18 protein-coding genes are annotated in these 14,330 nt (G+C 40.6%); 5 read left to right on the forward strand and 13 right to left on the reverse strand.

What is annotated here, in order from left to right:
• Positions 1-5: 5 nt before the first annotated feature.
• The 4 genes from rbsD to M1J35_RS19795 form a co-directional block, all read right to left on the reverse strand.
• A complete protein-coding gene (rbsD, locus tag M1J35_RS19780; protein WP_254652071.1) occupies positions 6-392 on the reverse strand; it encodes a D-ribose pyranase in 387 nt (128 codons plus the stop codon).
• Complete coding sequence (gene rbsK / locus M1J35_RS19785; protein WP_254652072.1) at positions 389-1,279, reverse strand: ribokinase; 891 nt, start codon at positions 1,277-1,279, stop codon at positions 389-391. The genes rbsD and rbsK overlap by 4 nt, the downstream gene beginning before the upstream one ends.
• A gap of 6 nt (positions 1,280-1,285) precedes the next feature.
• Complete coding sequence (locus M1J35_RS19790) at positions 1,286-2,266, reverse strand: LacI family DNA-binding transcriptional regulator (RefSeq protein ID WP_079533693.1); 981 nt, start codon at positions 2,264-2,266, stop codon at positions 1,286-1,288.
• Positions 2,267-2,488: 222 nt separating this feature from the next.
• Positions 2,489-2,977, reverse strand: coding sequence for a DUF5661 family protein (locus M1J35_RS19795; protein ID WP_254653810.1), 489 nt, complete (start codon positions 2,975-2,977; stop codon positions 2,489-2,491).
• A gap of 601 nt (positions 2,978-3,578) precedes the next feature.
• Here M1J35_RS19795 and M1J35_RS22735 point away from each other — a divergent pair.
• From M1J35_RS22735 to M1J35_RS19805, 3 genes are all read left to right on the forward strand, one after another.
• Positions 3,579-3,704 carry a hypothetical protein gene (locus tag M1J35_RS22735; protein WP_256503919.1) on the forward strand — a complete coding sequence of 42 codons (126 nt, stop codon included), beginning with the start codon at positions 3,579-3,581 and terminating at the stop codon, positions 3,702-3,704.
• Positions 3,705-4,046: 342 nt separating this feature from the next.
• Entirely contained in the window at positions 4,047-4,358 is a 312-nt protein-coding gene (locus M1J35_RS19800) for a hypothetical protein (RefSeq protein WP_254652073.1), read from the forward strand.
• 163 nt (positions 4,359-4,521) lie between these two features.
• On the forward strand, positions 4,522-5,295 hold the full coding sequence (locus M1J35_RS19805) for a nucleotidyltransferase domain-containing protein (protein ID WP_254653811.1): 774 nt from the start codon (positions 4,522-4,524) through the stop codon (positions 5,293-5,295).
• A 154-nt stretch (positions 5,296-5,449) separates the two neighbouring features.
• Here the strand turns inward: M1J35_RS19805 and M1J35_RS19810 are convergent, their stop codons facing one another.
• The 8 genes from M1J35_RS19810 to M1J35_RS19845 form a co-directional block, all read right to left on the reverse strand.
• On the reverse strand, positions 5,450-6,169 hold the full coding sequence (locus M1J35_RS19810) for a glycerophosphodiester phosphodiesterase (protein ID WP_254652074.1): 720 nt from the start codon (positions 6,167-6,169) through the stop codon (positions 5,450-5,452).
• Positions 6,170-6,539: 370 nt separating this feature from the next.
• Complete coding sequence (locus tag M1J35_RS19815; protein WP_254652075.1) at positions 6,540-7,172, reverse strand: type 1 glutamine amidotransferase family protein; 633 nt, start codon at positions 7,170-7,172, stop codon at positions 6,540-6,542.
• Positions 7,173-7,246: 74 nt separating this feature from the next.
• Positions 7,247-8,209, reverse strand: coding sequence for a helix-turn-helix transcriptional regulator (locus M1J35_RS19820; RefSeq protein ID WP_254652076.1), 963 nt, complete (start codon positions 8,207-8,209; stop codon positions 7,247-7,249).
• 38 nt (positions 8,210-8,247) lie between these two features.
• Positions 8,248-8,673 (reverse strand): PH domain-containing protein, encoded by a 426-nt coding sequence (locus M1J35_RS19825; protein WP_224522275.1) that lies wholly within the window; start codon positions 8,671-8,673, stop codon positions 8,248-8,250.
• 97 nt (positions 8,674-8,770) lie between these two features.
• The gene (locus M1J35_RS19830; RefSeq protein ID WP_224522274.1) at positions 8,771-8,953 is read right to left on the reverse strand and encodes a PspC domain-containing protein; all 183 of its coding nucleotides are present in this window, start codon (positions 8,951-8,953) and stop codon (positions 8,771-8,773) included.
• Positions 8,954-9,098: 145 nt separating this feature from the next.
• Positions 9,099-9,659, reverse strand: coding sequence for a GNAT family N-acetyltransferase (locus M1J35_RS19835; protein WP_254652077.1), 561 nt, complete (start codon positions 9,657-9,659; stop codon positions 9,099-9,101).
• 61 nt (positions 9,660-9,720) lie between these two features.
• Positions 9,721-10,413, reverse strand: coding sequence for an aspartate/glutamate racemase family protein (locus M1J35_RS19840; protein WP_254652078.1), 693 nt, complete (start codon positions 10,411-10,413; stop codon positions 9,721-9,723).
• Between the two features lie 266 nt (positions 10,414-10,679).
• Entirely contained in the window at positions 10,680-11,246 is a 567-nt protein-coding gene (locus M1J35_RS19845) for a CBO0543 family protein (RefSeq protein WP_254652079.1), read from the reverse strand.
• 434 nt (positions 11,247-11,680) lie between these two features.
• On the opposite strand from M1J35_RS19845, the gene M1J35_RS19850 reads away from it, so the two are divergent.
• Entirely contained in the window at positions 11,681-12,694 is a 1,014-nt protein-coding gene (locus tag M1J35_RS19850) for an AraC family transcriptional regulator (RefSeq protein WP_254652080.1), read from the forward strand.
• Between the two features lie 34 nt (positions 12,695-12,728).
• Positions 12,729-13,523 carry an SDR family NAD(P)-dependent oxidoreductase gene (locus M1J35_RS19855; RefSeq protein ID WP_254653812.1) on the forward strand — a complete coding sequence of 265 codons (795 nt, stop codon included), beginning with the start codon at positions 12,729-12,731 and terminating at the stop codon, positions 13,521-13,523.
• Between the two features lie 288 nt (positions 13,524-13,811).
• Here the strand turns inward: M1J35_RS19855 and M1J35_RS19860 are convergent, their stop codons facing one another.
• Positions 13,812-14,096, reverse strand: a complete 285-nt coding sequence (locus tag M1J35_RS19860) for a hypothetical protein (RefSeq protein ID WP_254652081.1) — start codon at positions 14,094-14,096, stop codon at positions 13,812-13,814.
• Positions 14,097-14,330 lie beyond the last annotated feature (234 nt).

Consider the following 14,330-nt stretch of genomic DNA (forward strand, 5'->3'; position numbering starts at 1 on the left):
TTGTTTTAAAAAATGACTCCCGCGTGAAGGATGCAATTCGCGTACGGTGTGACTTCTCCCGTGCGGATGACGGCCTTCGTCTTATGTGTTTCTTTCTTGAAGTCTTCATGGGATACATACTGGATCCCGTCAAACCATGAGGTCATTTGTTCGTGAACCCCTTTATTTGTTTCGACTTCCTCGGCAAGTGTGACGGTTTCGACGACCATTTCTTCCTTTAACAGTTCAACCACATCAAGGAAGGACGGCTCTCCCGGTTTCAGTGCCAGGTCGATCTTCACGACGTCTGACGGAATCGGGAGACCGGCATCGGCCACGACGATCGTATCCGTGTGACCGAGATCGGCTAATATTTTTGCAATGTGACTGTTCAAGATGCCATGTCGTTTCATTCTGCCAGCTTCCTTTCCACTTCGTCTCTTGTCGGCATTCCGCCCTGTGCCCCGAATCCGGTCACGGAAAGGGATGCGGCGCGGTTTGCGAATCGGAGGCTTTCTTCCATTGATTGTCCTTCAGCCACAGCTGTTCCGAAGGCGGCATTGAACGTATCGCCTGCCCCTGTCGTATCAACAACTTGGACTTTGAAGGAAGGAACGAGGATTTCTTTTGTTCCATCATGGTAGCGGACTCCGGCTGCTCCTTCGGTGATAATGACTTTGTCAGGATATTGTTTCAGCGCTTCTGACGGTTTCATTCCATTAAAGAGAACATCTGCTTCATGTTCATTCGGTGTCAGGTAGCTGGCACCAACAATGACTTTCTGTGAAATCTTCCGTGCCGGTGCTGGGTTTAACAGCAGTGGGACTTCAATCTGGTTGCAAAGGTCTGCCACGTACTCAACGGTTTCCTCCGGGATTTCCTGCTGGATCATGATGAGATCACATGTTTTAAGGAAATCGGCTGTTTTCTCCACGTACTCAGGTGTCACAAGATCATTGGCCCCTTTTACGACGACAATGCTGTTATCCCCTTCAGCAAGGATGATATGAGCGGTTCCGGACCTCTCACCTGTAACCGGTTCCACATACTCTGTATGGACACCGTTACTCTTGAAGTTTTCCAAAATCTCTTGGCCGTAAGGATCATCGCCGACGCATCCGATCATGTAAACATCTGCCCCAAGTCTTGCTGCTGCAACGGCCTGGTTGGCGCCTTTTCCTCCGGGTACCGTGTCAAAGCTGTCGCCCAGTACCGTTTCCCCTGCACCGGGGCGTTTCGCTGATGTGACCACCAGATCCATGGATGAACTGCCGATCACGGCAATCTTCGCTTTTTTCATCTTCCTTCATCCCTTTCGTGTTGTGTTTCTCTGTATGAGTTCAACCGGAAGCTGAACCGTTGTATCGATGTCTTTTTCTTTTTTTATCAGTTTAATCAGAAGTGCTGCGGCCTGCCTGCCCATTTCGTAAGCCGGCTGCCTGATCGTGGAGAGCGCCGGATAGGAAAGGCTGCTCTGGGGGATGTCATCGTAGCCGATAATCTGTACGTCTTCCGGAATCTTTTTCCCGAGCCTCAAGGCCTCATGAAGAATCGCGATCCCGACGATATCATTGCTTGCGATGACCCCGTCCGTATCAGGATAGGTTGCGAACAATTCCTCTGCCCAGCCCTTTGCGTCTTCAAAGGAGAACGACGTCGTGGACATAACGGTGAAATCGACGTCCGTCCCGCTTAGGTACTCGACGGCTCCACGGAATCGGTCCTGTGCCGGCTTGACGTGGGCCGGTCCCTTCATGACGGTGATCCGCTTCGCCCCTTTTTCAACTAAGGTCTTTGCCGCCAGGCGCCCCCCTTTACGGCCGTCCGCATAGACAGCCGGATAGTTGTCCGTGGTCCGGTCAAGGAGGACGAGTGGGAGATTCAATTCACTATACAGTTGATCATGCTCCACATGATTGGTCGCTGAGATCATGCCGACGACATTGTTCTGAACGAAGGTCTGGATATAATCCAGTTCCTTCTGGATGTTCTCGTCGCTGTTACCAAGGAGGAGCCTGAACCCCGCCTCACTCACTTCATCCTCGACCCCTCTCGCCAGCTGCGGGAAGTACGGGTTCGTGATATCCGGAAGCAACAGTCCGATCAGTCTCGACTCCCGTTTATAGAGAGAGCGTGCGACCTCATTCGGGCTGTAATTCAGCTTCTCGATCGCCCCCATCACTTTCTTCCTCGTCTCGGCTCCTACATAGCCGTTATCATTCAGCACCCGGGAGACCGTCGCCACCGACACCCCCGCTTCACTCGCCACATCCTTGATTGTTGCCACGTGCGTCACTTCCTGTTCGTTTGGTTGGTTATTGTGTAACCGGTTACACATAAGGTAACACAAATTTGTAATCGCTTGCAACCTTTTAAGTATAGATACTTTTCACCGTGCGAGGATATGAGCCCCTAAGGCTAGAAAGGTGAACTTAAGTCATCATTCACGTTCCATGTTTTTCAATACTACATTCCAAGAGGTGGGGAATGTACCCACCTACTTGAAAATTCATTTGTTCCAATACGCTTTTGCCTCATCTTCAAGAACTTTCAACCTTCTATAATAATCAGGAAATTCGTTTAAATGAGCCAATGCAATTTTCCCAGTAGCGATTGGGTCATCCCCTGTAACACTTGTTAGGTAGTATTTTTTCCCGTGTTCAAGCTCAGTATTTACTCCCATCCAAAACTCAGTTAAATTGAATTTACTCTTACTAAAATCAATACCTAAAAGTAATGCTATGGCTGCTGCTTCCTCTTTAGAATAGCTGGTTTTGAAGGTATTTGACTGAGGGGCGGTGGGTCTGAACATAGTTGTTTCTTCCAATGTTGCATCTGACTTGGCAGCATGAACAGGACCAAATGAATGGTTGGGAGGAGTATATCCTCTGTGAGCAGGACGACTTACATAGCTTTGCATAGCTGGATTGATATCATTATGATATTGGTTTTGATTTTGATATGGGTACATACTGGAAACATTGTACATTTTTTTCATTCCCTTCACCTATATACGAAATCATGATATGCCTGCACTCCGGGAATGTTCTTCTATTCATATTAACGTATAGTCACCCTTTATTCTTGGCAATCAGTCTGTCAATGGTGGCTGATACATCTCGAAAATTCATTTTCCATTTTTCTTTTAACGAGATGCTTAATCCAATATGGAACACTTTTTTAAGGGAAAGATGTTTTGATAAGAAATGAGAGTCCATTACCTGACCGTAAAAAAAACATTTCATAAACTGAGGAACAGCGACATACCACGTGGTAAAATAAGGATATAATTATGATATCAATTATTCCATAAAAGGTCAGGAAGCGGAAGTAAGCTATAGATTATTGGGGAGCTAGAAGATGAAAAATAACAAACAAAACAGAAAAGAATTTTTTAAAGATACCCTTCTAGAGTTTATATCTGAAGTGGTTTTCAACATCTTATTGTTTATACCAAAAATGATTTTTCGCTTGATACGAAACATTTGGTGAAATAGGAAAGCAGCAATAACTGAAAACCAGCTACATGCCGGCAGTACCCTCTTCAATGATCATACAGGTTAATGGTGTAAGAAACTAAATGTAAGGGGAGAGAAATATTGGCGAAGGATACAATAGAACTGATTAAGGTTGGTAGTTTAGTAGTTATTGCCATTAGTATGGCTGTTATCGCTTGGCGAATGGGCGATGTAGTGAACTACCTATATGATATTGCTCTGAAATAAAGATCCTTTCTTTAAGGGGCTTTGTTAAGCCACCAGCCTCCCTTTGTTCAAGTAAAGGGCAGGTTAATTGAATAACAACAGAATAAGGAAATATAGGGGTGAGCAATTTGGAACTTATTTTAGCATTATTAGGTATTCTATCTACCGTAGGCATTCTTTATTATATGGGGAAGTCTGGATTTGAATGGGGAAAGAGTATCGATGAAGATGACAAGGGACAATAAATTTAGGTCTTTCTTTAGATGTTCGAGTAAAGGGACTCTTGCTGAACAATCAACCACCCTCTATTCCAGTAAAGGGCAGTTTAATGCAAGAAGAAATAAAATTGGGGTGAAGTGAGTTATGTTCGTTAAAGTTTATCAGTATCATATTCAAAAAAATAAAGTAGACGAATATTTAGCAATTCAAGAAAAAGCATCAGAAATTTACGGGAGACATTTAGATTTTCACACAATGTGTCTAAATAGTAAGGATGATGCTACGAAATGGATAGAAATTTCAAGATATAAGGATGAAAATGAGTATCAAAAAAGTATTGATATGATTAATGAACAAGAAGAAATACAAGAACTATTCAAAGCATTCCAATCTATCTTATTTAGTGAAATAAGTGAAGAAGACTTTATTGAAAAGAAAGAAAAATATACTTTTTAGGAATTACCTTGTTCAACAAACGGGGGCGTTTGCTAAACAAGTAGCCGCCCCGCCTTGGTTAGGTCAGAGCATCTTCGGCTTACGGGCAGGATAGTGAAAAAAACAATAAAAGAAAAATTTATAAAATGACTTTTAACCAGGGGGAGATAAAATGAGATCAGATATGGTTTTGGAGAAGGTTATAAAGAAGATCAATATTCAGAGTGAGTACAAACCTTTTGTAGAGGAGTATACAGCTGGCTTACTTTCAGAGTTCAATGGGAAGATTCACAGTATTTATATGTGTGGCTCCATTCCTAAAGGTACTGCTAAGCCATTTGAGTCTGATGCAGATTTTACAATCGTATGCGAAAGACCAGAAGATATAGATTATGATAGAGTATCATGTCTGAAGGATCAGATGTTACAAAAATATCGATTCGTAACGAAGGTTGATACGGTTATTTGTTCACTGGATGATGTAAGAAGTAAGCCCAATGAGTGGGGATTCTGGATCAAGATCATCTGTGTTTGTATATATGGTACGGATATTGGTGAAGAAGTACCGCCTATTCTTATTTCACCTGAGTTCATATTAGACTTAAATTCAGACACTCAAGAGGCAGTGGAGCGCGTTCGCGGTTTTCTATCTAATGCCAATGATGACACCCTGAAATCCAGATATACCAAAGGTTACTCAAAGAAATTAATTCGTGCATTATACTCTTTGGTTTTAGAAGATACAGGGGTTTGGCAAGATGACATTTCTAAGATGAAGAATGGCATATTAGATTATTGCACCATTGATTCAGCTTTAGTTGACTATCTGTATGCATGCTACTTGGATAGTCATGTAGATGTTGATGAATTTCTGGGGATTGCAGACGAAGTATATCGTTATATTGAGAAGGCTTTAACTGCATTGGCTGTTTCCAGAACTACTCCTTCAGAAATATAATTTTTTTCGTGCATACTCGCTTATATGTCGCAAATAATTTATATTCCAAAACAAAGAGACTCGTCAATCGACGAATCTCTTTACTTTTTATGGCTTCTAGTTTGGGTGTCACTATTTGTTGTCCGAGCACCTCAAAACGGTCCACTTTTGGCCTCTATAGATGATCCAAAAACAACTCCGGATAATCAGTCATGACAACCTCTACACCCGCTTTTTTCACCAACTGAAATTCTTCCATTGTATTGATGGTAAAAACACGCAACGGAATTCCCATCTTCATGACGATTCTCCCCGTTGGCGATTGAGCGAACACCGCCTCACAGTGGATAGCGTTGACCTGTAAGGGCTTGATCCGGTCCAGAATATTTGCTGGTATCCCTTCAAAAAGGAAACCTGTCTCAATATCAGGATCAAGCTCTCTGACCCTTTTCAGACTCTCGGCATTGAAAGAAGAAATAATCGTCTGTTCTTTCATTCCTTTTTCTTTGAGCAGCTCCAGGACCTTATCTTCCAACTGTGGGTAGTCGATTTGATCGTTCTTCAGCTCGATATTGATGATGATCGAGTCACGATGCGTGGTCACCACATCCAGGACCTCCTCTAATGAAGGAATGGACTCTCCTTTGAAAGAGGGGTGAAACCAATTTCCGGCGTCATAGGTTCTGAGCTGCTCCCACGTCATATCCTTCACATAGCCGGTTCCATTCGTGGTGCGATCGATGGTTTCATCATGGATGACGACGATCTGGCCGTCTTTTGACAGCTGTACGTCCAGTTCAATCCCGTGGGCACCTGACTCAGCTGCTGCTTTAAACGCAGTCAATGTGTTCTCCGGAGCCTCTCCACTCACTCCGCGATGAGCAAATAATTTCATTCTCGTTTCCTCCTTTCTCCGCGAACTTTGACCAGAAAAATCCTTTTAGCAGTTTCTAAAAGTATGCTTTTTATAATTAGTATACGTATTCTGAACAGGTTATAAAGAAAATAAACGGAGGTTTTCCGCTTACGCCCAGAAACATCACCTCTTATTGCGTTTCTTGAGTTAATAGGCATAATTTTCCACTCTATTATTTAGTGACGAATAGGACGTTGCATCCGATTAATGGGGGTTGGGTTGCTTCATTCATTTAATTCCCAATCTTACGCAAATGAAACTTCCCAATAGGACTATCGTCAGGAAAGTCTAAATAAAAAGCCCAACTTCTCTACAAAACAAAATAGAGAAATTGAGCTCTTCAGCACCTTCATTTACTTATTGAATTCATTAACTGAAAGAAGTATTGGGGTTCATGAGTCTTATTCAGGTGATACCATGAATCTAATGTATCCGGCGCAAACACATCTATTTTTTTCAGTACCTCCATGGAAAATTCCAGAGGAGCAATTCCTGATGACGTGACTAAATTATCATCAGCTACCGCAGGTCCCGACTCATAGAACTTCTCTCCTTTATAGTTCGGACAGACCATTTTCGTATATTCCAAGTTATTACTTGTATGCTTTCTAGTATCTAAGTATCCCCTATCCGCAAGAGCCTCAACTGCACCACAAATGGCAGCTACATTCGTGCCCATCTTTAAAACTTGGTCAACTCTTTCCAAGATCGGTTGATGAATGTCTTCACTCCATGTAGTCCCTCCGGGTAAGATTAAAAGATCTTCCCTCTCAAGTGTACATTCATCAAGGCACATATCTGGTTTTATGCTCAGTCCTCCCATCGTCGTAACCATTTCTTTAGTAGTTCCTACTGTCATGACTTTTACAGGAGCTGCCTCTTTTTTGAAATATCTGCCTGAGTTTAGCTCAGCCAATAAATAACCATATTCCCAGTCCGACATTGCATCAAATACATATAGAAAAGCTTTTCGTGTTTGCATCCAATTACACTCCAATCACCATTGATAGAGCCATTATAATAAAACTTCCCTGACAGGTAGCGTCAGGGAAGTCATTAATCTTGATGAAATTCTATTAACTCTGCCAGAACCTCAATTAGTCTTTTCTTAAGACTTACTGGCTCCATCACTTTAATCGATCTATTGTACGGTAAAAGTAAATAAGGTACATAGGTATGTATGATCTCTTTTTCAAGAAGAAACACCGCTTGATTGGAGGTACGTTCCTGTAAATAATGTCCTAAAAACCAATGTTGGCAAAGATCATCCAATGCACTTTCCCCTCCATGAAGAACCAAAGTCATAATCCCTTCCTTATCTTCCAACGTTGGAAGAAGGCTTTTTATAAAGTAGTCACGTGCTGAAAAATTTTCCGGCTGGTTAAACGTATTTTCAGTCAGCACCAGACGTTCCATTCGATCGACTCTAAAACTACGGATATCACTTCGAAGATGACAAAATCCAATCACATACCACTTGTTATTCCAATAGATCATTTTGTATGGATCGACCAATCTTTCACTAAATGACTTTTCGCCACTTTTATGATAAAGAATGTCGACTGAATACCTGTCAGCTACGGCCTGCTCCAACTCCTTCAAGAAAGGTTCAATAGAAACTGAACGTAATCCACTTATGACTTCAAGACTCGTTACATGTTGGCTTACCTTTGTTTCCTGCTCTTGATTGGAGTGGTGACTGAGTTTAGAAAGGGCCCTATCGAGTGCTTCCCCTCCATAATATCCTGCTTCCTCTGCAAAAACAGCCGCATGATAGAGGGAAGTTTGCTCCTCAACATCAAAAAACAGAGGAGCCTCAACAAAATGGTTCAATAAAGAGTACCCACCGTTATGTCCTGGTTCTGAAACGATCGGTACACCACTTGTAGAAATGGTATCAATATAACGATACACCGTCCTTATATTCATCTCTAGTTTTTCTGATATTTGCTGTGCCGTCACTTTTTTTCCTGAACGAAGCATCCATAGAATGGCTAGCATATTGTCTATTTTGGGCATATGATTCTACCTCTATATCACTCTATATTTTTAAAAAACTAAGCTTTAATTTCGATATTCTTACACCGTTTAGAGAGGATTTCAATAAACTCATCTCTATTAATTGGAGAAATGAGCACAGAGTTATAGTAACCGTACACAATCTCAAGCCTTTTTAGTGACAACGCAGGACTTGATATTGGGTTTGTTGTTTTTCGTACAGACTTTATCGTGTCTAACGGAACAATCTTTTTAAAAGGACCAAACCTAATGGTTAAGTGGTTCTCGTCTACCACATAATAGGTCGTTACCCACATCCACATTATAAAGAATGGCAGAAGAACACAAAGAGTGAAAGTAATGATTAGATCAAAGGTATTAAGTGTTTTATCAAAAAGTGCATAAAAACCACTTCCAATAGCTAATATCATGGTCGCCCAGACGATAAGGGATAACCACCAATCTTTCCGTGACTTAATTTTCAATAAGTGCACCCCCAAGCAATTCAAAACCTCTTACGTTAAACAACTCATATACGTTTCGCTAACCTGCCCCTTAAACTTGAATAAGATATTTAAGGAATTATAATGATCGGGGACTGTCATGCATGGTATTAACAAGAATTATATAGATAAGTATATTAGCAGGTAATAAAAGAAATATTAACCTTACTCCCAAAGAAGAAATGCCCAAATACTCCGCTATTCCTCCACAAACACCGCTTATTGACTTATCTGTTCGGGATTTTGTTAATTTGTTATTCACTTCAACTCCCCTCCTTGGGACACCAAAGTATTTATATTTTTGACGGGAATTATTCCATTAACCTGCCCGATAACTTGAATAAAAAAACGAAGATCTGCTGCATGCTCTTCACTTAATACCCCTTCAGCTTAACAAGGTGTGTTAATTACGATTTCCATTCGTGTTCCAAAACACTGTATAGTGTTGAATCTCGCCAGCCATCTTTCATGAACAAATCTTCACGAATTCTACCTTCTTTGGTCATTCCAACTTTCTCCAAAACTCTTGATGAACCTATGTTCCTTGGGTCACAAGTTGCATATATACGATGAAGTTTATGTTCTCCAAATCCAAAATCAATTAATAGAGTGGCAACTTCTGTCGCTATCCCTTTTCCCCAATAATCTGGATGAACAATATAGCCAATTTCTCCAACTTTATTAGTAAAATCCCTTATATTAAACTCTCCAGCTCCAATCAACATTTCATCATATATAATGGCAAAAACAAACCTTGTTCTTGGGTTTTGTGTAGAGTCTTTTATCGCTTTATTTACAAAATCCTGCGACTCTTTTTCTGTATTCGGTCCCCAAGGTTGATATTGACAAACGATCTCTTGTGATGCGTATGTATGTACACCTATCCAATCACTCGTAGTAAATTCCCTTAACCATAACCTTTCATTTGAGAGATTACTATTATTGTTTTCGATTATAATCCCCTCCACCTATCCTTTTTTACTAAGTTGCCTCAATTAACACATCTTTGCCCCTCTACTTTAAGAATCCTTATTTTTTTAGGGCCGTATTTACTGCTTCAATCGCATGAATAACGGTTGTATCAAACAATGGAACTTCTGAATCATCCGGTTTAATTAACAATCCGATTTCTGTACACCCCAAGATGATCCCTTCAGCTCCTCTATCCACTAATTTTTGAATAACACCCTTAAAATAATCCTTAGATGATTGTTCCATTTTCCCTAAACACAACTCTTCAAAGATAACTTTATTGATGGTGTTTCTTTCTTCTTGATCCGGAACCAACACGTTAATCCCGTTAGATTGAATCCGAGATTTATAAAAATCCTGCTCCATTGTATAGGTAGTCCCAAGTAAGCCAACCGTTTTCATATCGGCCCTTTGAATTTCTTTTGATGTGGCATCCGCAATATGTAATACCGGAATGTTGATCCGTGCCTCCACATGATCAATGACTTTATGCATCGTATTTGTACAAATGACGATGAAATCTACACCTGCTTTTTCTAAAGATGAGGCAACTTCTCCTAATGCTCTACCCGCATTTTCCCAATCACCTTCAGCTTGATAGCGTTCAATCTCCTCAAAGTCAACGCTGTATAATAGACACTTTGCCGAATGTAAACCTCCTAATCTTTCTTTTACTTCTTCGTTGATTACTTTGTAATACTTTACTGAAGATTCCCAACTCATTCCACCTATAAGTCCAATCGTTTTCATCGCTTTGTCCCCCCTGGTTTTCATTTGACTCAACTTATCTTGCATAAAAGAGGTATGGATAATTTATTATATAAACGATTAATGCCAAAATGCTTCAAGATTATCATTATATTTCGAAACTGAGTCTTTTACAGAACTGCCCGTTCACTTAATACCAATTATTTCAAAAATTTTTATTCCTTACAATGATTTTACTCCGCAAAAAAAAGCGCGATGTTAAATAATCGCGCCCGTTCTTGGACAAAGCATAGGCTCTCTTCCATATCTCAAGAATGATCTGTCATTTTTTTAAAACTATCCATGTTGCTGAACCAATGCGCTACAAAGAAAAGGGATAGAAAAATAAAAAAGTCATAAATGGTTGGCCATCCTTTTGGATCGTAAAAATCAATCATGGCAAAGAAATTCATACCTATAAAAGCCCCAATTGCAGCAAATATTAAACCTTTTAATAGTGCATTCGTTCTCGGTTTAATTTGAAGTGCAAACATAATGGCAACAGGAGCTAATGAAAAATGATAGGGAAGAAATAACAGTGGAGCTATAGGTGAAAATTTTACGGGGTACGACCACAACCCATAAGCCAAGGCAATAAGGTCAATGATTAATGATAAAATGATGGTGACAAAGCCCCCGATAAGAAGTCTGCCTGTACTTTCCTTATTCCTAAACAGAAACCAAAGGATCCAAGGAATAATAAATAGTCCGATTCCAAACCACCATTGCCATGTAAACATAAAGGAATGAACTACTGCATCCGTCATCAAATCATTTACTTCAATTATCTGTTCGGTAGCTCTATTCGCTTGTTGTATTCCTTCTCTCACTGTCATTCTTCAATCCTCCTCGCATATCCCTCACATCTTAACCCCTGAATTATACGTGTGTCTTAATGGTTATCTTTTGTCATTTATTTTCCTATTATGCGTTTAACCATTTTATAAGTGTTTTTAAGTTCTCTTTACTTTAGTGGGAAATGAATATTCAACGATTTTGCCCGAAACAAGAAGAAAGAGCCTCAGTCCCAATGAGGGTTGAAGCTTTGAAATGTGAATAATATTTGCAATAGTGCACGGGCGCAGATTCCCACTAACATTTGCTATTTATTCACTTCAACAAGAGTTATATGACGTAAACAGTTAGTTGTGTGTCGTCTTTTGCTAGTTACAAAACAACATGGGGTTGGTAATATGATAACTATCCTATCAACAGGGTCAACACAATAACAGCTGTTCAAGCTATAGATAGCTAGGGGAGAGGATGATAAATGGCGGCTTATACAACTATTAAATTCCCGGCAGGATTTTGGTCGGGATTGCGTCAACTAGGGATTGCCCCCCATGAAGTGGTTCGAAGAGCTGGACTTCCACTCACTCTTATCAATGAACCAATGGTCACAACTGCCCAATATTTCTCCATTTGGGAGGCGTATTCGGATATCATAGGGGACATTGCAAAAGGAATCATTAAGCTAACGACCGGATTCGAAACAGTTCATTTTCCACCAACTGTTTTAGCAGCTTATCACGCCCGTGACTACCACGACGCACTTACACGAATGATTCGGTATAAACGGTTGTGTCCCCCTGAAAGCTTACGTATCACAGAGGAAAACAACGAATGTACGATTGAACTCGGATGGTTGAATACAGAGCAACCGGGTCCGCCAATGTTAATAGGGATTACGCTTGCGTTTCTTTTAGAGTTGGGACGGAGGGGAACTGGTCAGCCCTTGACTGCGAAATCCGTTGAGTTTTCACACTTGATGGGCGACGTTCAGTCGCTTGAAACCTACTTCGGGTGCCGGGTCCAAGTCGGTGGTAGACGTAACAGATTGACGCTCCATAAAAGGGACCTTCGCCGCCCTTTTGTCTCTTATAACGCAGAATTGCTTGAAATCTTGACTCCCGTACTGGACCAATCCATTGATCAGCAGCAACCTGGCCACTCAATTATCGAGAAGGTCAAGTGGATCACCAAACGTAGCCTGCCGGGAGGACTTTCCAGCATCCAGACTGTCGCAGCTGAGTTAGGAATGAGCAATAGAACCTTGCAGCGCCGTCTCCATGGTGAAGGGACAAGCTTTCAACAGCTGTTATCACAAGTCCGACAAGAACTTGCACGGGAGTACTTAGCAGATCCTTCACTTGAAATAGGAGAAGTGGCTTTCCTGATTGGTTATGAGGATCAAAATTCGTTCTATCGCGCTTTTCGGCTTTGGGAGGGAGATACGCCCTCCCATTGGCGTACTGTACATGTAGGTGTTAACTCAAAAAACTGATCTTGTTTTTAACTAAGAAAAGGGGAAATGTATGATGGAAATGGGACTAACCAATAAGACAGCTTTAGTTACAGGTTCAACAAAAGGTATAGGTAAAGCTATCGCTCTTGAGCTTGCAAAGGAAGGGGTAAATGTCCTTATTAATGGCCGTCATGATGAAGAGGTAGAAAAAGTTGTAAATGAAATTAAATCAAAATTCCCTACAACCTCTCCTCAAAATGCTGCAGCCGATATAGTAGATAAAGAACAGCGAGAGAATTTATTCAAAGAGCATCCCTACATTGATATATTAGTTAACAATATGGGGATCTATGAAATCATGCAGTATGAGGACGTAGACGATGAAGTATGGGAAACCTACTTCCGCACCAATGTTCTTGCTGCAAATGGTTTATCTAAATTTTATTTACCAAAAATGTTGAACAATGAGTTTGGCCGGATTATCTTTATAGCGAGTGAAGAAGCCGTGATGCCTTCAGGACAAATGCCTCAGTATTGTATGACAAAATCAATGCTTTTATCATTGTCAAAAAGCCTATCTAAATTAACAGTTGGGAAAGGTGTGACGGTCAATACAATCATGCCAGGACCAACCCTCTCTGAAAATGTTCATCAAATCATTGACGGTATGTACAATAGAAAAGACATGACTTTTTCAGAGAAAGAGAAGGATTTCATGACTTCAAACCTGCCTCAATCTGAGATCCAAAGATTTATCCGACCGACAGAAATAGGAAGACTTACTACATTCCTCTGTAGCCCGTATGCATCGGCATTTAAAGGATCCCCAATCCGTATGGATGGTGGGCTAATTCCGACTATCTTTTAAAGGGGTTGTCTTTGTTCTAAGAGTAGAAGAGAGATTAATTCAAAACCTGTCTTTATTGCTTAACATGGAATAGATAGTGTCAACTTCCTTAACAAGGCCCTAAAGTAGCCGGTTTGTGAAAGGGGTGGCTTCTTTGAGTGATTTTTTATTCCTAATGGAGGGTGTAGCGATTCTTGAATAACGCATTTATTTCTCTACTCAACTCAAAAAAGCCGGAGACCTTTTGTCATCCGGCTTCCTCTTTCAATTCATTACTCGTTAGAAACTGAGCTTTTGTTAGAATGAGTTCTATTGTTCTTCTGAAGCTTTATCGTCCTTATCCACTTCATCATCACTCAATGTTTCACCTGAAGGATCTTCATTAAGCATACCTTCATTATCTTCTTCATCCGCTTTATCTTCATTCATAGAATCTTCGTTTTCTGATCCTTGATCCGTATTGCTTTCATCTTGTGAAGTGTCCTGCTGTTCCATATTATTGTCTTCCTCTTCGGCACCTTCATCATTTCCACAACCGGCTAAAACCAGTCCTGCACTTAGTGGTAATGTTAGTAATAAATTTCTTACTTTCATTATAACTCTCTCCCTTGTAAGTGTAGTTTGTAAGTACTTAGTTTTTGTTTACCACGTATATATAGTGATAAACAATTGGTTGATTTTTAAAGAAATAATTCCAGGGGTAACCAAAAAAAGCAAGGAGAACAACGAGTCAATTACCGAAAGGGATAAAAAGAATCATTGGATATGGATAAACCCCTTCCTTGGCCAATCCGAAAGTATCCCTTTTAGAGTTTGACCGTATTCAAA

Source organism: Rossellomorea sp. KS-H15a (assembly GCF_024195245.1).
Lineage (GTDB): Bacteria > Bacillota > Bacilli > Bacillales > Bacillaceae_B > Rossellomorea > Rossellomorea vietnamensis.

Bases quoted from the DNA above. Each gene is read 5' to 3' on its own strand.
- M1J35_RS19815 (WP_254652075.1), bottom strand. From the start codon at position 7,172: ATGCAAACACGAAAAGCTTTTCTATATGTATTTGATGCAATGTCGGAC.
- M1J35_RS19850 (WP_254652080.1), top strand. From the start codon at position 11,681: ATGGCGGCTTATACAACTATTAAATTCCCGGCAGGATTTTGGTCGGGA.
- rbsD (WP_254652071.1), bottom strand. From the start codon at position 392: ATGAAACGACATGGCATCTTGAACAGTCACATTGCAAAAATATTAGCC.
- M1J35_RS19855 (WP_254653812.1), top strand. From the start codon at position 12,729: ATGGAAATGGGACTAACCAATAAGACAGCTTTAGTTACAGGTTCAACA.
- rbsK (WP_254652072.1), bottom strand. From the start codon at position 1,279: ATGAAAAAAGCGAAGATTGCCGTGATCGGCAGTTCATCCATGGATCTG.
- M1J35_RS19805 (WP_254653811.1), top strand. From the start codon at position 4,522: ATGGTTTTGGAGAAGGTTATAAAGAAGATCAATATTCAGAGTGAGTAC.
- M1J35_RS19795 (WP_254653810.1), bottom strand. From the start codon at position 2,977: ATGAAAAAAATGTACAATGTTTCCAGTATGTACCCATATCAAAATCAA.
- M1J35_RS19860 (WP_254652081.1), bottom strand. From the start codon at position 14,096: ATGAAAGTAAGAAATTTATTACTAACATTACCACTAAGTGCAGGACTG.
- M1J35_RS19845 (WP_254652079.1), bottom strand. From the start codon at position 11,246: ATGACAGTGAGAGAAGGAATACAACAAGCGAATAGAGCTACCGAACAG.
- M1J35_RS19800 (WP_254652073.1), top strand. From the start codon at position 4,047: ATGTTCGTTAAAGTTTATCAGTATCATATTCAAAAAAATAAAGTAGAC.
- M1J35_RS19810 (WP_254652074.1), bottom strand. From the start codon at position 6,169: ATGAAATTATTTGCTCATCGCGGAGTGAGTGGAGAGGCTCCGGAGAAC.
- M1J35_RS19820 (WP_254652076.1), bottom strand. From the start codon at position 8,209: ATGCCCAAAATAGACAATATGCTAGCCATTCTATGGATGCTTCGTTCA.
- M1J35_RS19840 (WP_254652078.1), bottom strand. From the start codon at position 10,413: ATGAAAACGATTGGACTTATAGGTGGAATGAGTTGGGAATCTTCAGTA.